Here is a 23,431-nt window from a genome sequence, read left to right as displayed (position 1 = left end):
GCTATGGAATTTTTTCACACGATCGTCGCGATCCTTGAATCAACCATCCGCGTTTCGGTCCCGCTGATCTTCGCCGCCCTCGCCGGCCTGTTCACGGAGCGGGCGGGGGTGTTCGACATCGGGCTTGAGGGCAAGATGCTCGGCGCCGCCTTTGCCGCCGGCGCGGTGGCCGCCGTCACCGGCTCCGTGCTGATGGGGCTGCTGGCCGCTATCCTCATCTCCGTGCTGCTGTCTCTGCTGCATGGCTATGCCTCGATCACCCAGCGCGGCAGCCAGATCGTCTCCGGCGTCGCCATCAACTTCGTCGTTGCGGGTTCGACCGTCATTCTGGGTGAAGCCTGGTTCCGCCAGGGCGGACGCACGCCAGCGCTCGGAGGCGACGCACGCTTCCAGACGGTTACCTTTCCCTTTGCCGATGCGGTCAAGGACGTGCCGATCTTCGGGCCAATCTATTCCAACCTGCTCTCCGGCCATTTCATCCTGACCTATATCGCCTTCCTTCTGGTGCCGTTCAGTTGGTGGGTGCTTTACCGCACCCGCTTCGGCCTACGCCTGCGCGCGGTCGGTGAAAATCCGGGCGCGGTTGATACGGCCGGCATCTCGGTCATCTGGCTGCGCTACCGGGCGGTCATCTGCTGCGGCATCCTGTGCGGCTTTGCGGGGGCCTATCTGTCGCTCGCCATGAGCGCCGGTTTCGTAAAGGGCATGACGGCCGGCAAGGGCTACATCGCGCTGGCGGCCCTGATCTTCGCCAAATGGCGGCCGTTCAACATCATGATGGCCTGCCTGCTGTTCGGCTTCCTCGACGCGCTGGCGATCCGCCTCCAGGGTAATCCGCTGCCATTCATCGGCCAGGTTCCGGTACAATTGATGCAGGCGCTGCCTTATATCCTGACGGTGATCCTGCTCGCCGGCTTCATCGGCAAGGCGATCCCGCCGAAGGCCGGCGGCATACCCTATGTGAAGGAACGCTGATCATGGAAAACGAGCTTTTCGAAGCCGCACGCGAGGCGATGGCGAAGGCCCATGCGCCCTATTCGAAATTTCCGGTCGGTGCCGCCATTCGCGCCGAGGACGGCAAGATCTACACCGGCGCCAATATCGAGAACCTGTCCTTCCCGGAGGGCTGGTGCGCCGAGACGACCGCGATCAGCCACATGGTCATGGCCGGCCAGCGCAAGATCCTCGAGGTTGCCGTCATTGCCGAGAAGCTGGCACTCTGCCCGCCCTGCGGCGGCTGCCGCCAGCGGCTGGCCGAATTTTCCGGCGCTTCGACTCGTATCTTTCTCTGCGACGAGACCGGCGTGAAGAAGACACTGTCCATGTCCGACCTCTTGCCGCATTCCTTCGAGACCGAGATTCTCGGATGACCGCCGCGGCCGACATGCTCAGGACGCGACTTTCCGGGCTTTCGCCACGCTACGGCATCGTGCTGGGTTCTGGTCTCGGCTCGCTGGTCGAGGCGGTGGTCGATCCGGTGCGGATTTCCTATACCGATATTCCGGGTTTTCCGGTCAGCGCCGTCTCCGGTCACGCGGGCGAACTGGTCGGCGGCACGATCGGCGGCGTTGCCGTCATCGTGCTTTCGGGACGCGTGCATTTTTATGAGCGCGGCGATGCCAATGCGATGCGCGGGCCGATCGAAGCGCTGAAGGCGCTCGGCGTCGAGGCGCTCATTCTCACCAACTCCGCGGGCTCTTTGCGGGAAGATCTGCCGCCGGGCTCGGTGATGCAGATCACCGACCACATCAATTTTTCCGGTGTCAGCCCGTTGATCGGCGTCGACAGCGACGATCGTTTTGTCGGTCTCACTTCTGCCTATGATCCGGAGCTCGCCGAGCGCATGCGCGCTGCGGCGATCAAGCTCGATATTCCGCTCGGCTCGGGCGTCTATATGTGGTTCTCCGGCCCGAACTTCGAAACGCCGGCCGAAATTCGCATGGCGCGCATTCTCGGTGCCGATGCGGTCGGCATGTCGACCGTGCCGGAGGTCATTCTGGCACGGTTCTTCGGGTTGAGGGTCGCGGCTGCCTCGGTCATCACCAATCTCGGGGCGGGCATGACGGGCGGCGAACTCAGCCATCATGAAACCAAGGACATGGCCCCGATCGGCGGCCGCCGTCTTGCCGCCATCCTGACAGAAATGATTTCGGCCAAAGCTTGACCGGCGGTATAGAACAAGCCTTCGTGATCAGCTGCCGGCTGGGCCACGAACCATCGCGACGTAGAAATGGACGGACCCCATGATGCTCGAAGCCACCAATCGCCAGATAGCCGCGCTTGCGCTGTCGTTGCTGGATCTCACGGACCTGACGGACGATTGCACGCCGGAAGCGATCGAAAAGCTCTGCGCGTCGGCGCGTACGTCGCATGGCCATACCGCCGCCATCTGCATCTGGCCGCGTTTCGTCGCCCAGGCCCGCGCTATTCTCGGCCCCAGCAGTGCGGTAAAAATTGCGACCGTCGTCAATTTTCCCTCCGGCGATCTTCCGGTCGAGACGGTCGTTGCTGAGACGCGGCAGGCGATCGCGGACGGTGCCGACGAGATCGACCTGGTCATTCCTTATCGCGCCTTCAAGGCCGGCGACGAACAGGCTGTGCGCACGATGATTTCGGCCGTTCGCCAAGCCTGCCTGGCGCCGGTGTTGCTGAAGACGATCCTTGAGACTGGCGAGTTGCGGGACCGCGGCCTGATCCGCAGCGCCTCGCACATCGCCATCCAGGAGGGTGCCGATTTCATCAAGACCTCGACCGGCAAGGTTGCCGTCAATGCGACGCTGGAGGCGGCCGACATCATGCTGACCTGCATCCGCGAAAGCGGCCGGAAGGTCGGCTTCAAGCCGGCCGGCGGGGTGCGCACGGTGGGTGATGCCCGCATGTATCTCAATCTTGCCGCGACGATCCACAGCCCGGACTGGCCGATGCCCTCGACGTTCCGCTTTGGCGCTTCGGGTCTGCTCGCGGACATCCTCTCCGTGCTCGAGGACCGGGAGCCTGTTGCCGGCGCCACGGCCTATTGACCATGATCCCGCAGGAGGTCATCCGGCGCAAGCGCGACGGCGAGGCGCTGGACAAGGCGGAGATCGCCGCCTTCATCCGTGGCCTTGCCGATGGCTCGATTTCCGAAGGGCAGGTGGCGGCCTTCGCCATGGCCGTCTGGTTCTCCGGCATGAGCCTCGAGGAGACGGTGGCCCTGACGCTCGCCATGCGCGACAGCGGCGACGTTCTGTCCTGGGCCGATATCGGTAAGCCCGTTGCCGACAAGCACTCGACCGGCGGCGTCGGCGACAATGTCTCGCTGATGCTGGCGCCGACCGCGGCCGCCTGCGGTTTGGCAGTGCCGATGATCTCCGGCCGCGGTCTTGGCCACACCGGCGGCACGCTCGACAAGCTGGAGTCGATCCCCGGTTATGACATCATGCCGTCCGAGGCGCTGCTCCGGCAGACTGTGAGGGAGGCAGGTTGCGCCATCATCGGCCAGACCGCCGACCTCGCCCCCGCCGACCGGCGGCTTTACGCGATCCGCGACGTGACGGCGACGGTCGATTCCGTGCCGTTGATCACCGCCTCGATCCTGTCGAAGAAACTGGCGGCAGGCTTGCAGTCGCTCGTGCTCGACGTCAAGATTGGTAACGGCGCCTTCATGGTCGGGGTGGAGGAGGCCGAGACCCTGGCGCGCGCGCTGGTCGGCGTTGCCACTGGTGCCGGTGTGAAGACCACGGCACTGATCACAGACATGAACGAACCGCTCGCGGATGCCGCCGGTAACGCCGTCGAAATCGAGAATTGCCTCGCCTTCCTGCGCGGCGAGAAGGCCGGTACACGTCTTGAAGCGGTGGTGATGTCCTTTGCAGCGGAAATGCTGTTGACTTCGGGTCTTGCCGTCAGCCCCGCCGAGGGCACCGATCTTGCCCGCCGCGCCCTTGAAAGCGGCGCGGCCCTGGAGCGGTTTGCCCGGATGGTGCACCTGCTCGGCGGCCCCGCCGACTTTGTCGAGCAATCACAAGCCTATCTGCCGAAGGCACCGGTCATCCTGCCCGTCGAGGCGCCGTTTGACGGCTTTCTTCACAGCTGCAACGCCCGTGATGTTGGCATGGAGGTCATCGCGCTCGGTGGCGGGCGCACGCGCCCGGATGAGCCGATCGATCACCGCGTCGGTTTCAGCGGCCTGAAACCGCTTGGTGCGAAGGTCGGCAAGGGTGAGCCCTTCGCCTTCGTCCATGCCGCGAGTGAAGACGCTGCGCAGAAATCGCGTTCCCGGCTTCTGGAGATCTATGCGATCAGCGAGGAGGCGCCTGCAGAGCGACCTGTCATCGTCTCGAAAGTCAGCGAATAAGGTGCAGCGCGCCGTTTTCGACACGATAGGACGAGAGCTTGTTGAGGAAGCTCATGCCGACGAGCATGCCTGACAGGGATTTGTCGGGAAGCACCATCGCCTCGACATCCCTGACCGAGACGGAACCGATATCGACCCGGTCCAGGATGACGCGTGCTGCCTTGACGGTGCCATTCGCCGTGCTGACCGGCGCATTGAAGGACAGCGATCCCGTCGAAACGCCAAGTCGCCGCGCCGTCGATATATTGATGGCGATCACGCTGGCGCCGGTATCGACCAGGCCATCCTGCTTGCGGCCATTGATCGTGAAGGTTCCGAAGAAGTGTCCGCCGACGCTCGGCTCAAGCAGTACGCCCTTGCCGCCGGCATATCTTGCGGTGCTCACCTGCTGCGGCTTGGCGTCTTCAGCGTGCGGGCGGTCGAGATAGGAGGTGGCAAGACCCGGCAGCAGCATGGCAGCGGCGACCATGCCTCCGGCAAAAATTGATAAACGCACCAGCATTCGCGCCCCACCCCCGTACGTCGAAACAGAGCTTTCAGCTAAACACGAAGTGCGCTAACGGGATGCAAAAAGCCGCGGAATTTCCGGCGGCTGGCTGGTGATTGTGAAAATCTGGTTAAGAAACCTGAAATCACTTCGTCCCGTACATGCGGTCACCGGCGTCGCCGAGGCCCGGCACGATATAGCCGTGCTCGTTGAGGTGGCTGTCGATGGCGGCGGTGTAGATCGGCACGTCGGGATGGGCCTGCTGGAAATTTCGGATTCCTTCAGGGGCGGCAAGCAGGCAAAGGAAACGCAGCTTGGTGGCGCCGCGTTGCTTCAGCTTGTCGATGGCGGCAATCGAGGAATTGCCGGTCGCGAGCATCGGGTCGACGACGATGACGAGGCGCTCCGACAGGCTTTCCGGCGCCTTGAAGTAGTATTCCACGGCTTCCAGCGTTTCATGATCGCGATAGACGCCGACATGCGAGACGCGGGCGGAGGGCACGAGTTCCAGCATGCCTTCGAGCAGGCCATTGCCGGCGCGCAGGATCGAGGCGAAGACCAGCTTCTTGCCTTCGAGAACCGGCGCCTGGATAACCTGCATCGGCGTTTCGATGGTTTCCATCGTCAGCTCGAGGTCACGGGTGACCTCGTAGCAGAGCAGGGTGGAGATTTCGCGCAAGAGGCGGCGGAAACCGGCGGTTGAGGTCTCCTTCTTGCGCATGATGGTCAGCTTGTGCTGAACGAGCGGATGATTGATGACTGTAACGCCGTCCATGGCCAAGTCCTCCTGCGGAAACCGGATCTGGAATCCTTTTTTCACAGAAGGGCGAGCCCCCGCAAGGGGCGACCGGCGCTTTGCCGCATCATCCCCAGCCGGAAAGACTTACAATGCTGCCAGCAGGCGCTGTTTGGTCGCCTGATCGACGAATGCCGCCTCGATCGCTGTGCGGGTCATGCCGTTGATCTCCTCGTCGGAAAAACCCATGACCTGCGAGGCGATCTCGTATTCCTGTTTCAGTGAAGTGTGGAAGAATGGCGGATCGTCAGAATTGAGCGTTACCCGGCATCCGGCTTGATGAAGGGCACGTAGCGGATGCGAGGCGAAGTCCGGAAAGACCTGCAGCGAGACATTGGATCCGGGGCAGGTTTCGAGCACCACGCCTTCGTCGGCGATCCGCTTGACCAGGTCGGCGTCTTCGATGGCGCGCACGCCATGGCTGATACGCGACGGGTGGACATGATCGAGCGCGTCGCGGACGCTGAAGGCACCGGCCATTTCGCCGGCGTGGATGGTGAGGCCGAGGCCCGCGTCGCGGGCGATGTCGAAGGCGCGGGCGAAGTCCATGACCTTGTGCATGCGCTCCTCGCCCGCCAGGTTGAGGCCCGTTACCAGCCCATGTTCGCGTTTTGACGCATAGAGCGCCGTGCGTTCCGCCGCTTCCGGTCCCATGTGGCGGATGAGGGTGATGATCATCCGGCCTTCGATACCGGTCTTCGCCTTGGCCGCTTCGATGCCAGCCGCCAGCCCGCGGATATAGGCATCGCTGCCGATGCCGATCGTGTTGCCGTGATCGGGCGAGACGATGATCTCGCTGTAAATGGTGCCCGCCTCGGCGAGCTCCGTCAGGTAGGCCTCCGCCAGAAGCGCGTAGTCCTCCTCGGTGCGGAAGAGCTCCGCAACGGCGTCATAGCATTTCAGGAAGTGGCTGAAATCCGCCCAGACATAGGCCCCGTCCTCGATGATGCCGCTGACATCGACATTGTATTTTTGTGCCTGGACGAGTGCGAGCGCCGGCGGCGCCGCACCCTCGATATGGCAGTGCAGCTCCGCCTTCTTGAGATGTGCAGTCACAGAAAACTTCTCCCATGGAGGCCAGGTTCGACGCCCAGATGTTTGGCAACGGTCTCGCCGATGCCGGCAAAGCCCGGCAGGACGCCGATGGAGCGGGTGCGGATACCCGGGCCGAAGGCGAGAACGGGCACGCGTTCGCGCGTGTGATCGGTGCCGCGCCAGGTCGGATCGCAGCCGTGATCGGCTGTCAGGATGACGATGTCGCCGGGTTTCAGCTTGCGGTCGAGATCGGGCAGCCGCTTATCGAAGGCCTCGAGCGCTGCGGCATAACCCGGCACGTCGCGGCGGTGGCCGTAGAGCATGTCGAAATCAACGAAATTCGTGAAGACCAGATCGCCGTCCTCGGCCTCGTCCATGGCCTGCAGCGTCGCGTCGAACAGCGCCGTATTGCCATTGGCCTTGATCAGCCGGCCGATGCCCTGATGGGCGAAGATATCGGCGATCTTGCCGACGGCGTGAACGGTGCGTCCCGCGCCCTTCAGCCGGTCGAGCAGCGTCGGCTCCGGCGGCAGGACCGAATAGTCGCGGCGATTGCCGGTGCGGACGAAATCCTTGCGCGTGGTGCCGACGAACGGCCGGGCAATGACACGGCCGATATTGTAGTCGTCGAGCAGCTGGCGCACCGTCTCGCAGAAGGCAAGCAGCCTTTCGAGGCCGAAGGTTTGTTCGTGCGCGGCGACCTGGAAAACGGAATCGGACGAGGTGTAGCAGATCGGCTTGCCGGTCAGCATCTGCTCCTCGCCATGGCGGGCGATGATATCGGTGCCGGAGGCGTGGCAATTGCCGAGAATGCCCGGCACGTCGCCTTCGCGGCAAATGGCCTCGACAAGCTCAGGCGGAAAAGCATCGCCTTCTGTGGGAAAATAGCCCCAATCGAAGGTCACCGGCGTTCCGGCAATTTCCCAGTGACCGGACGGCGTGTCCTTGCCGCGCGAGATTTCACTTGCGGCGCCATAGACCCCGATGACCCTGTGCGGCAGCCCCATGCCTGCGGGCACGCGGCCATTGGCAAGTTTTGCCGCATGCAGGAGGCCAAGCGCTGACATGTTGGGAAGCGAAAGCGGACCTTCGCGCAAGCCAGGTCGATCACCGGCGCCAGCCGCGCAGAATTCGGCGATATGGCCGAGCGTATCGGCCCCGTCATCGCCGAAATCGGCAGCGTCAGGCGCACCGCCAATGCCGAAGGAATCAAGAACGAACAGAAAGGCACGCGCCATGGATCACCCGCGAAGCTGCCGCAGGGCTTGTTCCCATCGCGTGGGGCAGCTTGCGGCAGGACAGTTGTTGCCGTCATCCGATGCGGTCAATGCATCGGCGGCGAAAGGGCGAGAAATACTCCGCGACCGGTCAGATTGCAAATGACGGCCAGGATTGTCATGCCACCGTCGTTTCAGGGGCAATCGGCGCAGGTGATTTCGTCGCCGACGCGCTGGCGGAAATAGTAGGTCTTGGAAAGATTGATCGTCTTCAGCTCGCTGTCGGCAAGGCCCGGTGCAAACAGCAGCAATTCGTGGGGAACAACAAGTTCCGAGCGGACGATGAAGGCATTCACCGACGAAATGTCGCTCGGCAGCGTTACGGCCGAACCGGCCTTGTAGGGCGTGCCGCCGTCCTCGTCCCGTGACCATGCCACCGTGCCGGTGCCGGCGCCCGTCACCTTGATGCCGGTCATCGTCAGCGTGTAGTCGGTCATCTCAAAGGGCGACATGACACCTTTGGCGACATTCTTCATGCCGTCGAGCGTTTTTACGTCGACGCTGGCCTGCTGGGTCAGCATGTCGGCGACGGTGCTGGAGGCGCGGGAAACCTTGCGGGCGATGGTGAAGCCGAGCGAAATTTCGAACGAGCCGATATAGGCCATGATCAAGAGGGGCGCGAGGATCGCAAATTCGATTGCGCCTGTGCCCTTGCGGTCGCGCCAGAATTTTCCGAAAGCCTCTGCCTTCAACGAGAGGACGGCCATGTGGTAACGGATCGCGGCTTTCATGGCGTGCTCCTCAGTAGGCCTCGTTGCGGAAGGCAGCCGTCGATACCATCAGGTAGTCATTGGGCATGCTGCTGCCTGCAGGTCGCAAATTGGTGACATAGGGGCGCACGAGATCGGTAATCACTTCCCAGCGATAGTAGGCGCGCACGATATTGATCGTCGTCGGCCCGCCGGGGGCGAATTTGAAGCCGCTGGTATCGAGATCGGAATCGGCTCCAGCGACGCGGGGGACCGCCGCCGGAATCTGCGAGAAATCGGCGAAGCTGCGAACATCGAGGAACAGCTTCGAGGGATTTTTGGCTTCGGTCTCCGAGCAGGTCATGATGATGGAAATCTCTTTGCAGAAGGCTTGCCGGAACTGTTCCTGCGACATGTCCGTTGCCGCGTTGATGCCGAAGGTGATTTCGCCGGTGCGCACCTTGCGGGCCATCGTCTCGGTTGCGTTGGCAAGGAGCTGTTCTCCTGTGAACGCGACGAACGTCTCGAGCGATGCGAAGATGACGACCATAAAGGGTAGCGCCAGGATGGCGAACTCGATCGACGACGTCCCGGATTTTTCCTTGAAGAAGCGCCGCAGCAAACCGCGGCGGCGTTGCGGAGTGGACTTGACGGTTGGGTCAGCCATCGTGGGTTCATCCAGGGTGTTCAACATGGTGTCGTTCCGTCAAGCGCAGTGCGATGGCGTACATTAGGAAAGGATTATTGATATTTCGTATTCAAGCAACGAGGACATTTGAATGGAAAGTGTCACCAGATGGTAAGGATCTGGCGCTGCCGGCGGTCCCCTTTGGTCAGGGGCAGCTTACTGTTGCCGCGTGACGAGCGCAGCGGCGCGGGGGAAGGCCTCAGTTTGCAATTGTCGTCTTCTGCGTGGCGTGCTCTTCGCAATTTGGCGTGCAGGAAAGCACGGAGCGAACCGTCTGCCGGAAGACGCGCACGGTATTTCCCTCGTCGATCGACACCAGGATACGCTCGTCGACGATGGCGTTGCCGTCATTGTCGAGGATGACGAGGTTGGTCGTGCCGAAAGAGCGTCCGGTCAGAACGATCGTCTTCGCGTCTGCGACCGTCGCATCGGCCACGTCCGAATTGCCGATGATGACCTTGCTGACCGGCCGGTCGAGCTTCAGCACGCGCGCGTGGTTCATGTAGACGTTCAGCACCTCCTCGGCGGCACTGGCAGGGCGGCTCGCCAGAAGGGAGGCGATCAGGGCCAGACTTGCGAAACTCGTTGTCAGCAACCGGGCGCCGATGGCTGTGGTGGGCAAATTCATGGCTATGTCCTGATGATGCGGATGCTCCAGCATGCTCGGTTTTGGTGAATGAAGCGTTAAATCCCATGCGGTTCGGCCGAGGTTTGCAGGGATCGGCAAACGGTAAAAAACGATAGTCCGGATTGACGTTGCCTTTACCAAGAAACCGGCCATCGGCTGTTAAGCCCTTGGTAACGCTTTTCCTTAAGCTGATTGAAATTCACGCTGTGTAGGTTCGCTTCATCCGATCAACGGAAACAGTTGGCGGAAGTGCTGAACAACACAAGTGAAGTAGGAGAAACAACATGACCAAGATTTTCGCACGTTTCCTGAGGGACGAGTCCGGCGCCACCGCGATCGAATACGGCCTGATCGCCGCCCTCATCTCCGTCGCCCTGATCGCCGGTGCAAATACACTGGGCGGTGCGATTAATGATAATTTCGAAGATCTCGGCACTCGGATGACTGACGCAAACGCCGCAAACTAAGAGATCTGCCGAACGCGCTCTTGGAAAGCCGCTCCACCGGGGCGGCTTTCTCGTTTGGAGACGCTTTATTCGATCGCCGGATTGGCAATTCCTTAAATCAAAGGGCATACCCTTGAGCATGCGGTCGTGGCCCATTCACTCGAGGACCGGTGCCCGCACAACGCGAATAACCGGGGCATACATGATCGAAGCTGCCATTTTCGTGATTCTGCCGTTGTGTCTGGCGGTTGCGGCTTTCTCCGATCTTTTCACGATGACGATCCCTAATCGCGTCTCGGCGATTCTGCTTGGCGCGTTCATCGTGGTCGCGCCGCTGGCCGGCCTTGGTCTTCCTGTTATTGGCATGCACTTGCTCGCCGGCCTGATCGTTTTTTTGGCATGCTTCACACTATTTGCTCTCAACATCATGGGCGGAGGAGACGCCAAACTCCTCACGGCCAGCGCCGTTTGGTTCGGTTTTAACAATTCCCTGTACCAATTTGTCCTCTATGTCTCGATCTTCGGCGGTTTGTTGACGCTTCTGATCCTGATGATGCGCAAGCAGGAAAACGCCATCCTCGCCTCAGGCCTGCCGGTGCCGCATCTGCTTTTCACAGCCAAGAAGATCCCCTACGGCATTGCCATCGGCCTCGGCGGCTTTCTTGCCTATCCCGCATCGCCGCTGATGCAGGCAGCGCTCTCTCAACTGCATTAACGTCTTCGTATCATCCTGATCCGTGGGGATTGCGCGGGCGCACGCGCGCTGACGCCGTTTGCGGCGCAAATCATTCATTAACCACGAATATAAGCAGTGCGTTAACCATAATTACACCAATTCCTGATCATTCTGCGGCGAGCATATTCTCGGGCTGCAGCAGGGACAGATCATGAAACCGGTGCGCGTTATTATTCTGGCGGTGGCCGTCGTGTCGGCGGGGCTGGCTGGATTCCTGGCACTGAAGCTGAGCAGCGGCAAGGCCGTCGTAAGCTCGGCCGAAGCGGTTATCGAGCGCGAACCGACCGTCAACGTTCTTGTCGCCAGCAAGAGCCTGCCCGTCGGTTCAAGGCTCGATCCGAATGCCATTCATTGGATATCCTGGCCGAAAGACGGCGTTGTCGATGGGCTGATTACCGAAGAGCTTCGGCCGAACGCGGTCACGGATCTTGAAGGCGTCGTCGTGCGCCTGCCGATCTTCAACGGGGAGCCGGTACGGCAGGAAAAGATCGCCGACTCGTCAAGCCGGATCATGTCGGCGCTGCTGCCGGCCGGCAAGCGTGCCGTTGCCACCGAGATCACCGTTGCGACCGGCGCCGGCGGCTTCATCCTGCCGAACGACCGCGTCGATGTGATCATGGTGCGCAAATCGGAAGGCGGTTCCTTCCTCACCGAAACCGTTCTTAGCAACGTCCGCGTGCTCGCCATCGACCAGCAGATCGAGGAAAAGGAGGATGGGTCGAAGTCGGTCGTCGGCACGACCGCGACGCTGGAACTGACGCCGGACCAGTCCAAGGTCATGACGGTCGCCCAGCAGATGGCCGAGCGTCTGTCGCTGGCGCTGCGCAGCGTCGCCGACGCGCAGGAACCGGATACCATCGCGGCGGACTATCTCTTGAGCGGCGACGGCCGCCCCTCCATCCAGGTCATCAAATCGGGTTCCATCGTCAAGAGCGATGGCAGCTCATCCATGAACGAAGCGAACTAGCATGCGTGAGCAGGAGCGGAACGTGAACCCGATCGGAAGAAAACTTCGCAGCTCTGTTGCCGGCGGACTGGCCTTTTGCCTGGCCTTTTCCGGCCTGCCTGCTCAGACATTTACCGCAGAAGCCGCGTCGCAGTCGCTGGTGCGCATCGCCGAAAGCGGGCCCGGCGTCAAGAAAACCATCAGGCTGGGGCTGAACAAGGCCGTCGTCATCGATCTGCCGACCGATGCACATGATATTCTGGTTGCCGATCCGACGCTGGCGGACGCCGTCACGCGAACCTCGCGACGCATCTATCTGTTCGGAAAAATGGTCGGCCAGACCAACATCTTCGTGTTTGGTCCACATGGCGAAGAGATCGTCAGCCTCGATCTGGAGATCGAGCGCGACATTTCCAACCTTGAGGCCAATCTGCGTCGTTTCCTGCCCGATTCCGATATCAAGGTGGAAATCATCTCGGACAACATCGTGCTGACCGGCACCGTCCGCACGCCGCTGGATTCGACCCGCGTCGAAGAGCTCGCCAGGGCCTTCATCAAGGGTGGTGAAGCTACGACGCGCAATATCACCGCCCAGGGTACCAACGGCGACGCGGACATTTTCGCTGAAGACCGTCAGGCTTCGCAGATCGTCAATCTTCTACGGATCGATGGCGAGGACCAGGTCATGCTGAAGGTGACCGTGGCCGAAGTGTCGCGCCAGGTTCTGAAGCAACTTGGCTTCAGCGGTTCGATCCGGAGTTCGACGAGCGGCGACGGCATCACGTTCCGCAACCCGGCCAACCTCGGCAACGCGGTCAATGCCATAGCCTCTTCGGTCACCGGGACGATCGGTTCCGGTACAATGGGCTTTGCCAGCTATATCAACGCCATGGAGCAGGCAGGCGTCATGCGCACGCTCGCCGAGCCAAGCCTGACCGCGATCTCCGGCAAGAAGGCGAGCTTTTCCGTCGGCGGCGAATATCGCTTGCCCTCCGAGCAGGAGATCGACGACGAGGGCGCCATAACGCGAACCAACGAGACGGTGGAGTACGGCATCGGTCTCGATTTCACGCCGGTGGTGCTCGGGCCCGGCCGCATCAGTCTCGAAATCGCCACCGAGGTTTCCGAACCCACCTGGGAAGGCTCGGTCGTCAATGCCAATGCGGTCAGCGTTCCCGGTCAGACCTACATGTCGATCCGCCGCCGCAAGGCGTCCACCAGCGTCGAACTTCCCTCAGGCGGCTCCATCGTGATCGGCGGTCTGGTGCAGGACAATATCCGCCAGGCCATGTCCGGTCTCCCCGGCGTTTCCAAGATCCCGGTTCTCGGGACACTATTCCGCTCCAAGGATTTCGTGCGCAACGAGACGGAGCTTGTGATCATCGCGACGCCCTATCTGGTCAAGCCGGTGGCGCGCGGAGACCTGTCGCGGCCGGATGACAATTTCAATCCGACCGATGATTTGTCCAGCGCATTCCTCGGCGAAGTCAATCGTATCTACGGCAACCGTCAGGCGGCCCCGGTCGGGCAGTATCACGGTAATGTCGGCTTCATCTACAAATAAGCGGGACCGGACATGACGACCAAGATCATCGCGAACCGCAATATCAAGGGGCACTCGACCATGCGGCCAAACACCTTTACCGGTTCGGCTCGTTTCGCACGCATGCTGGCGACTGGCGCCTTGCTGCTGGCTGGCACGACGCTTGCTGGCTGTGCCAGCCGCGACGGCATGTCGACCGGCGCCTTGCCCGACGATTACCGCACCCGCCACCCGATCGTGATTGCCGAAGCGGAACATGCAATCGATGTGCCGGTAGCCTCCAGCGACAGGCACTTGACCTTGGGCGCGCGCGACGTCATCCGCGGTTTTGCGTCCGGTTATCGCAATTCGGCCACCGGCACGGTGCAGATCCTGGTGCCGAGCGGCTCGGCCAATGCCCACGCCGCATCGGCGCTGCGCAAGGAAATCCGTGGTGTGCTGGTCGGAGCCGGCATTCCGGCGGAGCGGCTTTCCGAGGCGAGCTATCAGGCAGGTGGCGACGATGACGCCGCACCGATCCGGCTCAGCTACTCGGCGATTACGGCAAAGACAGCACCCTGCGGCAACTGGCCGAAGGATCTGGTCGCCAATACGATCGAGAACAAGAACTATGAGAATTTCGGATGCGCCAGCCAGGCCAATCTGGCCGCGCAGGTTTCCAACCCGATGGACCTGCTCGGTCCGCGCGCCATGTCGCCGATCGACGCGGTTCAGCGCGGCCAGGTGATCAGTGATTATCGCGGCATTGAGACGGACAGCGACAATTGACAAAATCGCGCAGTTTGACGGGACAGCACCATGAGCACGATTGACTACAAGATAGAGACCGCCTCCGGTGAGCCGGACGGCTTCGCCGATGCGGTCCGCCCGAGCGATGTCGATCACCTGCGGCCACTTCCCCGCATCTCGGTGCATGCCTTCTGCGAAACGGAAGCGGTGCAGCGGATGATGGAGCGCTGCGGCCAGGACCGGCGGATGAGCAAGGTCAGCCTGAGGATCAACAGCGGCTCGATTACCGCTGCCGCCAACATGTTTTCGAGCGCGCCGACGCCAAACCTGATCATTCTCGAAACATCGACGGAGCCGCGCCTGCTGTTGGCGGAACTGGCACCGCTCGCCGCTGTCTGCGATCCCTCGACCAAGGTCATCATCATCGGCCGCTACAACGACATTCCGCTCTATCGCGAACTGATCCGCAACGGCATTTCCGAATATATCGTCGCACCCGTCGCCATGCCGGATGTTCTGAGCGCCATCGCCGCCATCTTCGTCGATCCGGAAGCCGAGCCGCTCGGCCGCAGCATTGCCTTCATCGGCGCCAAGGGCGGTGTCGGTTCCTCGACGCTCGCCCATAATTGCGCCTGGGGCATTTCGAACCTGTTCGCGACCGAGGTGGTGCTGGCCGATCTCGACCTGCCCTACGGTACCGCCAACATCAATTTCGACCAGGATCCGCCGCAGGGCATTTCCGAAGCGGTTTTCTCGCCGGAGCGCCTGGACGAGGTGTTCCTCGATCGCCTCCTGACCAAGTGCTCGCAGCACCTGTCGCTGCTTGCGGCGCCGTCCATGCTCGATCGTCCCTATGATTTCGACGCGACGGCGTTTCAGCCGCTGATGGAAATCCTTTTGCGCAATGCGCCGGTCTCCGTGCTCGACGTGCCGCACCTGTGGGCGGACTGGACACGCACCGTGCTGGCGGAAGCCGACGAGGTGGTGGTCGTCGCCGTGCCCGATCTCGCAAACCTGCGCAATGCCAAGAACCTGTTTGATTCGCTGAAGAAAATCCGGCCGAACGACAAGATGCCGCATCTGGTGCTGAACCAGGTCGGCATGCCGAAACGGCCGGAAATATCACCAGGCGACTTCTGTGATTCGCTGGAAATCGAGCCGGTGGCGATCATTCCGTTCGATGCCGTTCTGTTCGGCAATGCGGCCAACAGCGGCCGGATGATCGCCGAGATCGACAAGAAGGCGCCGACGGCCGAGACGTTCTCGCAACTCGCCCATCTCGTGACAGGCAGGGCGACGGCCAAGAAGGCCAAGAAGGGCGGCCTTGGCAAGATGCTCGGGATGCTTGGGCACAAATAACAACTGATATTTGAACGAAAATCGGATTTTAGAGCATGTTTGGTAGACGAGGAAACGAAGGCTTCGGAAAGGGTGGTGCCGTTAGTGCCCCCGTGCAAACGCCCGTGCCCGCCGCTGCTCCCGTGGCTGTAACCGAGCGGCAGGCCGCGCCCGTTCTTGCGGAGCCTGCCCGCGAAGCAATGCCGGTAACCCGTACGCAGCCATCTCCGCCGCCTATCCGGAAAAAGCCGGTTCGCACCGAGGACTACTACGACACCAAGTCCCAGGTTTTCTCGGCGCTGATCGACACGATCGACCTCTCGCAGCTTGCCAAGCTCGACAACGAGAGCGCGCGTGAAGAAATCCGCGATATCGTCAACGACATCATCACGATCAAGAATTTCGCGATGTCGATCTCCGAGCAGGAAGAACTGCTCGAGGATATCTGCAACGACGTTCTCGGCTATGGTCCGCTGGAGCCGCTGCTGGCGCGCGACGATATCGCCGACATCATGGTGAACGGCGCCGGCCAGACCTTCATCGAGGTCGCCGGCAAGACCATCGAATCCGAGGTGCGTTTCCGCGACAACGCACAGCTCCTGTCGATCTGCCAGCGTATCGTTTCCCAGGTTGGCCGCCGTGTCGATGAATCGTCCCCGATCTGCGACGCCCGTCTTCCCGACGGCTCGCGCGTCAACGTCATCGCCCCGCCGCTCGCCATCGACGGCACCGCGCTGACCATTCGTAAGTTCAAGAAGGACAAGCTGAAGCTCGACCAACTCGTCAGGTTCGGCGCCATCACGCCGGAAGGTGCGGTGCTCCTGCAGATCATCGGCCGCGTCCGTTGCAACGTTGTGATCTCCGGCGGTACCGGCTCCGGCAAGACGACGCTTCTCAACTGCCTGACCGGCTATATCGATCTTGATGAACGCGTCATCACCTGCGAGGATACGGCCGAACTGCAGCTGCAGCAGCCGCATGTGGTGCGTCTTGAAACCCGCCCGCCGAACATCGAAGGCGAAGGCGAGATCACCATGCGCGATCTCATCAAGAACTGCCTGCGTATGCGCCCCGAGCGGATCATCGTCGGCGAAGTGCGCGGACCGGAAGTCTTCGACCTGTTGCAGGCGATGAACACCGGCCACGACGGCTCGATGGGCACCATCCACGCCAACACGCCGCGCGAGTGCCTTGCCCGCATGGAAGCGATGATCGCCATGGGCGGCTATACGCTGCCGGCGAAGACCGTGCGTGAAATCATTGCCGGTTCGATCGACGTCATCATCCAGGCAGCGCGTCTGCGCGATGGTTCGCGCCGCATCACCCACATCTCCGAAGTCATCGGCATGGAAGGTGACGTCATCATCACCCAGGACCTGATGCGCTACGAGATCGAGGGTGAGGACGCCAACGGCAAGATCATCGGCCGCCACAAGTCGACCGGCATCGGTCGCCCGCATTTCTGGGACCGTGCCCGCTATTTCAACGAGGACAAGCGGCTGGCCGCGACGCTCGACGCGATGGAAAAGGACTGATCGTTTTCATGTTCGGAATAGACATCACCATTCTGGCTATCGTCGGTCTCGTCGCGCTCGCAACGGCCGGCCTTGCCTATGGCATTCTGTTCACGCGCATCGAAACGGAGAAGAAGGCGGAAAATCGCGTCCGCAAGGTCAAGGCGGCCGAGACGGACCGGGTCAAGGTCAAGGCGGCGCGCGACCGCATGGCCGAGATGTCGAAGCGGCGAAAGTCGGTACAGGATTCGCTGAAGGATCTTGAGAAAAAGCAGCAAGAGAAATCCGCGAAGGCGAAGCCTTCGATGAAGGTCAGGCTAGTGCAGGCCGGTCTCAAAATCTCGATCGCGCAATTCTACATCGCGAGCGTCGTCTTCGGCGTGGTTGCTGCGCTGATGGCATTGATCGCCGGGACGATGTTGCCGATCGTTGCCGGCATTCTCCTCATCGGTGCCGCCGGCGTTCCGCGCTGGTTCGTCAACTTCCTGGTCAACCGCCGCTGCAAGGCATTCCTCAACGAATTTCCCAACGCCCTTGACGTCATGGTGCGATCGATCAAGTCCGGCCTGCCGCTCAACGATGCCGTCCGGCTGATCGCCAGCGACGGGCAGGAGCCGGTGAAGACCGAGTTCAGGCGCATCATTGAGGCGCAGCAGGTCGGCCTCAATATCCCGGAAGCCTGCGCCCGCATGATCAACAGCATTCCGCTGCCGGAGGTTAATTTCTTCGCCATCGTCATCGCCATCCAGGCGCAGGCCGGCGGCAATCTCTCGGAAGCGCTCGGAAACCTCGGCAAGGTGCTGCGCGAACGCAGGAAGATGAAAGCCAAGGTCCAGGCGCTATCGATGGAAGCCAAGGCATCGGCCTGTATCATCGGCGCCCTGCCGTTCATCGTCGCTTTTATGGTCTACATGACCTCTCCACAATACATGATGATCCTCTTCACCGATCCGCGCGGCCACATCATCATGGGCTGCTCGGCGGTGTGGATGAGCATCGGCATCTGGGTGATGCGCAACATGATCAACTTCGACATCTAGGAAGGCCCGGCATGAGCGAGGGCATGATCAATACCCTGACGGATCCGAACATCATCGTCGCCTTGCTGGTGGCGCTGGCGGTGCTGGCGACGTTCTATTCCCTGGCCGTTCCCCTTTTCGAAAAGGGAAATCTCGAGAAGCGGATGAAATCCGTTGCCACCGAGCGCGAACTGATCCGGGCGCGCGAACGCGCGCGCCTGAATGCGGAGGTGTCCGGCGGCAAGACGTCACTCCGCGCCCAGAACAACACCTCGGTGCGCCAGATCGTCGAGCGGCTCAACCTGCGCAAGGCACTGGTCGACGACAAGACCGTCAACCGGCTGAAATCGGCCGGCTACCGCTCGCAGAACGCACTGAACGTGTTTCTCGTCGCCCGCGTTAGTCTCCCATTCCTGTTTCTGGCTGTTGGCGCCTTCTATATCTTCGGCCTTGGCTATCTCGGCGAAAAGCCGCTGTCGATGCGGATCCTCGCTGTCATCGGCATCGGCTATCTTGGCTTCTACGCGCCCAACATCTTCATTTCGAATGCCGTTTCGAAACGCCAGCAGTCCGTCCGCCGGGCCTGGCCGGACGCGCTTGACCTTTTGTTGATCTGCGTGGAATCGGGCATCTCGATGGAACTTGCCATGCGCCGCGTTGCCGACGAAATCGCCTCCCAATCGGCGCCGCTGGCCGAAGAACTGGTGCTGACCGTTGCGGAACTCTCCTTCCTACCTGATCGGCGCATGGCACTGGAAAATCTCGGGATCCGGACCGGGCTGGAAGAAGTCAAGGCGGTCATGCAGGCGCTGATCCAGGCGGACCGCTACGGTACGCCGATCGCCCAGGCGCTACGGGTGCTTGCCCAGGAAAGCCGTGACCAGCGCATGAACGAGGCGGAGAAGAAGGCGGCCGCCCTGCCGCCGAAGCTGACCGTGCCGATGATCCTGTTCTTCCTACCCGTCCTGATCGCCGTCATTCTCGGCCCGGCAGGCATTCAGGTTTCGGACAAATTCTGAGCCGAAGCACCCGGCCGCAGAATGTAGATATGACAAAGCACCGCTCTCCGAGGGGCGGTGCTTTGTCATGGGCAGTTTTGGGTGATGGTCTTCAGATTATCCAGGTTGCGCCTTCCTTCGTCAAGGCTAAGCGTTGAATTGACCTGTGTCAGTTCGTGGCCTTGTCTTCCTTGGAGAGTTTCTGCCAGGCGTTCTGCTGCGACATGATCGAGCGCAGATATTTGACATTGGCTTCCGCCTGATCGGGCGAAAGTTCCTGCCGGGCAATCTGCTCGGCCTCTGTAAAACGACCCTGCAGTCCGACGGCAAGCGCCAGGTTCTGCCTTACGCTGCTGTCCGCGCCGGGCTGGCTGACCGCCGATTTCAGATAGGTTTCCGCGGTTTTCAGGTCCTTGTTCAAAAGATAGGACATGCCGAGATTGGAAAGGACCGTCGGCTCGTTCGGCTGGATGTCGAGCGCCTCGCGATAACGTTGACGCGCCTCGGGCGCCCGGCCGAGCTGGTCGAGGATTGCACCTTCGGCCGATTTCAGCTTCCAGTCCGGGCGGTCCGGCGTCTGGGCGCGGGAAATCGTGTTCAACGCCTGTTCCAGCTGACCCGCAGCAGCTTGCGATTTGCCATAGGCGGCGAGCACTTCGCGGTCTGTCGGGTAGCTGATCGCCACCTGCTGCATCACCGCGAGCGCCTGCTCGTTGCGGCCGGTCATTCTGAGCATGTTCGCATAGTTCAGGCCCGCATTGCGGTCCTTGGGATTGCGCTCATAGGCCTTACCGATGCTCTCCGCCGCTGCTGCAAGTTCCGTCGCGTTCATCAACGGCACCGGCTTGGAGAAACTCGCTGTTGGAATGGAGCCGGTCGTCAGTTCCTTCTTCTGCGTCGCGCAGCCGGACAGTGCAAGGGCGACGAAGGCAGCAAGCGAGGCGGCTTTCAGAAACGGGTGATGGGAAAGAGACGAGTATCCGCGTGACGTCATTGCCAATGCCCCTTGAGCTATTCGACTGAACACCGGACGCAATCCCCAACGCATCGGCGCAATCTTCACTCCAGCAATAATCTGTTAACCCTAATAGAGCGTTAATCGGGTGATTCTGCTCGCGCCTTCTCAAGGATTTTCATGGCCTCCTATCAATTCACCGACCGTCCGTCGCCATTCAACACCAGCGCCGGAAAAACCCTGCCGATCTTTGCGGTGACACCGGCCCATATCGATCTCGGCGCCATCGATCCGATCGCGCTCGACTGGGCACGAAAGGCGGGCTTCAAAGCGGAATCCGGCGCGGTTCTGTTGATCCCCTCGCACGACGGCCAGCTCGGCGGTGCGCTGTTCGGGCTGGGCGCCAATCCGTCGGAAGCGCCGTTCCTGACCGGCAAGCTGGCGCGCGCGTTGCCGGCCGGAAAATGGCATATCGAGACGGCGCCGCTGACGGCCAACCGTCTGGCGCTCGGCTATGGCCTCGGTTCCTACCGCTTCGACCGCTACAAGGCTGCCGCGAGCGAAGTGCCGACCCTGATGATCCCGGCCGATGCCGACGCTGCCGATATCAAGCGCCAGCTTGCCGGCGTCTTTCTCGCCCGCGATCTCATCAATATGCCGACCAACGACATGGGGCCGAATGCGTTGGAAGAGGCCTTCCGGGCGCTCGGGGAACACTATAAAGCCAAGGTTTCCGTCGTGTCCGGCGACGATCTGTTGAAGCAGAACTTTCCGCTGATCCACACCGTCGGTCGCGCCAGCGCGGAGGCGCCGCGCCTGCTGGAAATGCGCTGGGGCAAGAAGGGCCACCGCAAGGTGACGCTGGTCGGCAAGGGCGTTTGCTTCGATACCGGCGGCCTCGACATCAAGCCGGCCGCCTCGATGCTTCTGATGAAGAAGGATATGGGGGGTGCTGCCAATGTGATGGGACTCGCGCTGATGATCATGGATGCGAAGCTCAAGGTCGATCTCAGGGTGCTGGTGCCCGTTGTCGAGAACTCGATCTCCGCCAATGCCTTCCGGCCGGGCGATATCTATCGCAGCCGCAAGGGTCTGACGGTGCAGATCGACAATACCGATGCCGAAGGCCGGCTGATTCTTGCCGATGCGCTCGCGTATGCGGACGAGGAGGATACCGATCTCCTCATCGATATGGCGACGCTGACCGGTGCCGCGCGCGTCGCCCTCGGCCCGGACCTGCCGCCCTTCTACACCGACGACGAGGATTTGGCCCACGATCTGACCGAAGCGAGCCTTACTGTCGATGATCCGCTCTGGCGCATGCCGCTCTACAAGGGTTACGAGAAGGACATCTCGGCCCGTATCGCCGATCTGACGAACGCGCCCTCCGGTGGCATGGCCGGATCAATCACCGCGGCGCTCTTCCTCAAGCGCTTCGTCACCAACACCAGGAGCTGGGCCCATTTCGACATCTTCGGCTGGGCACCGACGGAGCGCCCGCACTCGCCACTTGGCGGCGAGGCGCAGGCAATCCGCGCGCTCTATCATTTGATTTGGAAGGGGAAGAAGTAGGGCGGCAGTGGGGATATTCCCATCCGTCGATTTGCGGGAAGGGGTCGCCGATCTCCCTCTTCTCCCCAGCGGGGAGAAGTGCCGAGCGGATGCGAGGCGATGAGGGGGCCGGCGAAGCCGGAGCCAGCGCAGAGAAGAAGGGTGCCTTCGGCCCCCCTCATCCGGCGCGCAGCCTGTCCTCGGGCTTGCCGAAGGCAAGACCCGGGGGCGCCACCTTCTCCCCAGCGGGGAGAAGAGGGAACCAGTGCTACTCGTTGATCAGCCGCTTCAACAACTCGATCTCGTGGCTGAGCTTGGTGTCGCCCGAGATCAGGTCCTCGATCTTGCGCACGGCGTGCAGCACCGTCGTATGATCGCGCCCACCGAAACGGCGGCCGATTTCCGGGAAGGAGCGGGGGGTGAGTGTCTTGGCGAGATACATGGCGATCTGGCGCGGCTTGACGATGACCCGTGTGCGGCGGTTGGAGACCAGTTCCTGCCGCGACACGTTGTAGTGCTTGGCGACGACGCGCTGGATATCTTCGATGCGAACCCGACGCGGTTCGCCGGCATTGACCAGATGGCCGAGCAGTTCGTCGACGCGTTCGATCGAGAGCTGCGGCTCGAAGCTGCGACGGAAGAGGAGCTGGTTGAAGGCGCCTTCCAGCTCGCGGCCGCTCGCCGTGATGTTGCGGGCGACGTGGCTTAGGATATCGGCCGGGATATCCAGCGAGGCATCGTCCTGCCGGGCGACGTCGAGGCGGCGCTTGAGAATTTCGAGACGCATCTCATAGTCAGGGCCGTCCATCTCGATGGCAACGCCGCCCTGCAACCGCGAGCGAACGCGCGGGTCGAGCGATTCCAGTTCCCACGGCGCCCGGTCGGCAGCAACGACGACCTGCTTGGCGCTGTCGAGCAGCATGTTGAGAAGATGGCAGAATTCATGCTGGATCGACTTGCCCTGCAGGAATTGCATGTCGTCGATCACCAGAAGATCGATGTTGCGCAGCGTCTCCTTGAGCGAAAGCGCGTCATTGTCGCGGATCGCAGTTGCAAAGCGCCACATGAAATATTCGGCGGTCAGGTAGACGACGCGCGGCACACGCGGGCTCTGGATCGCCGCGGTCGCGATCGCCTGCAAGAGATGCGTCTTGCCGAGACCGACCGTCGAATGGATGAACAGCGGGTTGAAACGCACGGCACCGGCGCCAGCCTCCGCGATCGTCTTTGCAGCTGCAAGGGCGACGCGGTTCGAGGAGCCCTCGACGAAGCTCTCGAAGGTATAGCGCGGATCGAGCGGCGAACCGAACAGCGGTCCTGCAACCGGCTGCGGCTTCTGAAGGGTGCTGACCGTAGCGGCCGCATGATGGGCAAGCGGCTGCGGCGATGCCCGGCGCGCCGTGGCCGATGATACCGTGTCTGTGTGATTTGCCTGCGGGGCATCCTCGTGAAGGCCGGGCCGTGCACCGCGCGTGGCGCTGCGCACAAGGATTTCCACCTTCAGGATCTCGGCGTCCTCCTGCTGGAAGAGGCTCGTGATCAGGTCGAGATAGCGGTTGTTGATCCAGGATTTCAAAAAGGTCGTCGGCACGGAGAGCCGCACCACGCTCTTTGAAACGGAATGCAGTTTCAACCGGCCGAACCAGCTGGCAAAAACATCGGCGCCCACCTGGGCTTTCAAACGCGCACTGACCCGCTCGAAAAGTGCGCTATGGCCCAT

24 protein-coding genes are annotated in these 23,431 nt (G+C 61.7%); 15 read left to right on the top strand and 9 right to left on the bottom strand.

All coding sequences use genetic code 11. The features are described 5' to 3' along the window. The first annotated feature begins 3 nt into the window (after positions 1-3). The 5 genes from ACSQ2Z_RS00120 (at position 4) to deoA (ending at position 4,336) form a co-directional block, all read left to right on the top strand. Positions 4-975, top strand: coding sequence for an ABC transporter permease (locus ACSQ2Z_RS00120; RefSeq protein WP_436079339.1), 972 nt, complete (start codon positions 4-6; stop codon positions 973-975). 2 nt (positions 976-977) lie between these two features. Continuing rightward, positions 978-1,370: a cytidine deaminase gene (locus ACSQ2Z_RS00115; protein WP_436079338.1), complete on the top strand. Its 393-nt coding sequence runs from the start codon at positions 978-980 to the stop codon at positions 1,368-1,370. Further along, a complete protein-coding gene (locus ACSQ2Z_RS00110) occupies positions 1,367-2,164 on the top strand; it encodes a purine-nucleoside phosphorylase (protein WP_436079337.1) in 798 nt (265 codons plus the stop codon). Before ACSQ2Z_RS00115 ends, ACSQ2Z_RS00110 begins: the two co-directional genes overlap by 4 nt. A gap of 82 nt (positions 2,165-2,246) precedes the next feature. Beyond that, the gene (gene deoC, locus ACSQ2Z_RS00105; protein ID WP_436082921.1) at positions 2,247-3,020 is read left to right on the top strand and encodes a deoxyribose-phosphate aldolase; all 774 of its coding nucleotides are present in this window, start codon (positions 2,247-2,249) and stop codon (positions 3,018-3,020) included. Continuing rightward, a complete protein-coding gene (gene deoA / locus ACSQ2Z_RS00100) occupies positions 3,017-4,336 on the top strand; it encodes a thymidine phosphorylase (RefSeq protein WP_436079336.1) in 1,320 nt (439 codons plus the stop codon). The genes deoC and deoA overlap by 4 nt, the downstream gene beginning before the upstream one ends. Here the strand turns inward: deoA and ACSQ2Z_RS00095 are convergent. From ACSQ2Z_RS00095 to ACSQ2Z_RS00065, 7 genes are all read right to left on the bottom strand, one after another. Beyond that, entirely contained in the window at positions 4,326-4,838 is a 513-nt protein-coding gene (locus tag ACSQ2Z_RS00095; RefSeq protein WP_436079335.1) for a TIGR02281 family clan AA aspartic protease, read from the bottom strand. The genes deoA and ACSQ2Z_RS00095 overlap by 11 nt on opposite strands. Positions 4,839-4,968: 130 nt before the next feature. Then, positions 4,969-5,598 carry a uracil phosphoribosyltransferase gene (upp, locus tag ACSQ2Z_RS00090; protein WP_436079334.1) on the bottom strand — a complete coding sequence of 210 codons (630 nt, stop codon included), beginning with the start codon at positions 5,596-5,598 and terminating at the stop codon, positions 4,969-4,971. A 108-nt stretch (positions 5,599-5,706) separates the two neighbouring features. Then, complete coding sequence (locus ACSQ2Z_RS00085) at positions 5,707-6,675, bottom strand: adenosine deaminase (RefSeq protein WP_436079333.1); 969 nt, start codon at positions 6,673-6,675, stop codon at positions 5,707-5,709. Further along, complete coding sequence (locus tag ACSQ2Z_RS00080; RefSeq protein ID WP_436079332.1) at positions 6,672-7,892, bottom strand: phosphopentomutase; 1,221 nt, start codon at positions 7,890-7,892, stop codon at positions 6,672-6,674. The genes ACSQ2Z_RS00085 and ACSQ2Z_RS00080 overlap by 4 nt, the downstream gene beginning before the upstream one ends. Before the next feature lie 173 nt (positions 7,893-8,065). Further along, positions 8,066-8,662 carry a TadE/TadG family type IV pilus assembly protein gene (locus ACSQ2Z_RS00075; protein ID WP_436079331.1) on the bottom strand — a complete coding sequence of 199 codons (597 nt, stop codon included), beginning with the start codon at positions 8,660-8,662 and terminating at the stop codon, positions 8,066-8,068. Between the two features lie 10 nt (positions 8,663-8,672). Further along, a complete protein-coding gene (locus tag ACSQ2Z_RS00070) occupies positions 8,673-9,287 on the bottom strand; it encodes a TadE/TadG family type IV pilus assembly protein (RefSeq protein ID WP_436079330.1) in 615 nt (204 codons plus the stop codon). A 220-nt stretch (positions 9,288-9,507) separates the two neighbouring features. Further along, complete coding sequence (locus ACSQ2Z_RS00065) at positions 9,508-9,936, bottom strand: pilus assembly protein N-terminal domain-containing protein (RefSeq protein ID WP_436079329.1); 429 nt, start codon at positions 9,934-9,936, stop codon at positions 9,508-9,510. Between the two features lie 284 nt (positions 9,937-10,220). Between ACSQ2Z_RS00065 and ACSQ2Z_RS00060 the strand changes: the two genes are divergently transcribed. The 9 genes from ACSQ2Z_RS00060 (at position 10,221) to ACSQ2Z_RS00020 (ending at position 19,226) form a co-directional block, all read left to right on the top strand. Continuing rightward, entirely contained in the window at positions 10,221-10,403 is a 183-nt protein-coding gene (locus ACSQ2Z_RS00060) for a Flp family type IVb pilin (protein ID WP_436079328.1), read from the top strand. A gap of 181 nt (positions 10,404-10,584) precedes the next feature. Further along, positions 10,585-11,097, top strand: coding sequence for an A24 family peptidase (locus tag ACSQ2Z_RS00055; RefSeq protein WP_436079327.1), 513 nt, complete (start codon positions 10,585-10,587; stop codon positions 11,095-11,097). Positions 11,098-11,269: 172 nt separating this feature from the next. Then, complete coding sequence (gene cpaB, locus ACSQ2Z_RS00050) at positions 11,270-12,085, top strand: Flp pilus assembly protein CpaB (protein WP_436079326.1); 816 nt, start codon at positions 11,270-11,272, stop codon at positions 12,083-12,085. Positions 12,086-12,107: 22 nt separating this feature from the next. Then, positions 12,108-13,628 carry a type II and III secretion system protein family protein gene (locus ACSQ2Z_RS00045; RefSeq protein ID WP_436079325.1) on the top strand — a complete coding sequence of 507 codons (1,521 nt, stop codon included), beginning with the start codon at positions 12,108-12,110 and terminating at the stop codon, positions 13,626-13,628. 102 nt (positions 13,629-13,730) lie between these two features. Next, on the top strand, positions 13,731-14,375 hold the full coding sequence (locus tag ACSQ2Z_RS00040; RefSeq protein ID WP_436082920.1) for a CpaD family pilus assembly protein: 645 nt from the start codon (positions 13,731-13,733) through the stop codon (positions 14,373-14,375). A gap of 30 nt (positions 14,376-14,405) precedes the next feature. Next, positions 14,406-15,695: a CtpF protein gene (locus tag ACSQ2Z_RS00035; protein WP_436079324.1), complete on the top strand. Its 1,290-nt coding sequence runs from the start codon at positions 14,406-14,408 to the stop codon at positions 15,693-15,695. 35 nt (positions 15,696-15,730) lie between these two features. After that, positions 15,731-17,209: a CpaF family protein gene (locus ACSQ2Z_RS00030; protein ID WP_436079323.1), complete on the top strand. Its 1,479-nt coding sequence runs from the start codon at positions 15,731-15,733 to the stop codon at positions 17,207-17,209. An 8-nt stretch (positions 17,210-17,217) separates the two neighbouring features. Further along, entirely contained in the window at positions 17,218-18,228 is a 1,011-nt protein-coding gene (locus tag ACSQ2Z_RS00025; RefSeq protein ID WP_436079322.1) for a type II secretion system F family protein, read from the top strand. Between the two features lie 11 nt (positions 18,229-18,239). Then, a complete protein-coding gene (locus ACSQ2Z_RS00020; protein WP_436079321.1) occupies positions 18,240-19,226 on the top strand; it encodes a type II secretion system F family protein in 987 nt (328 codons plus the stop codon). Between the two features lie 148 nt (positions 19,227-19,374). Here the strand turns inward: ACSQ2Z_RS00020 and ACSQ2Z_RS00015 are convergent, their stop codons facing one another. Further along, on the bottom strand, positions 19,375-20,199 hold the full coding sequence (locus tag ACSQ2Z_RS00015; protein WP_436079320.1) for a tetratricopeptide repeat protein: 825 nt from the start codon (positions 20,197-20,199) through the stop codon (positions 19,375-19,377). A gap of 141 nt (positions 20,200-20,340) precedes the next feature. Between ACSQ2Z_RS00015 and ACSQ2Z_RS00010 the strand changes: the two genes are divergently transcribed. After that, positions 20,341-21,732 carry a leucyl aminopeptidase family protein gene (locus tag ACSQ2Z_RS00010; protein ID WP_436079319.1) on the top strand — a complete coding sequence of 464 codons (1,392 nt, stop codon included), beginning with the start codon at positions 20,341-20,343 and terminating at the stop codon, positions 21,730-21,732. A 247-nt stretch (positions 21,733-21,979) separates the two neighbouring features. Here ACSQ2Z_RS00010 and dnaA read toward each other — a convergent pair. Further along, positions 21,980-23,431, bottom strand: a 1,452-nt coding sequence (gene dnaA, locus ACSQ2Z_RS00005) for a chromosomal replication initiator protein DnaA (protein WP_436079318.1), incomplete at its 5' end; no start/stop codon positions are given.

The sequence above is a fragment of the Pararhizobium sp. LjRoot235 genome, assembly GCF_964254145.1.
Lineage (GTDB): Bacteria > Pseudomonadota > Alphaproteobacteria > Rhizobiales > Rhizobiaceae > Pararhizobium.
The sequence above is the reverse complement of the archived record's forward strand: the minus strand, read 5'-3'. Positions and strand labels throughout refer to the sequence as shown.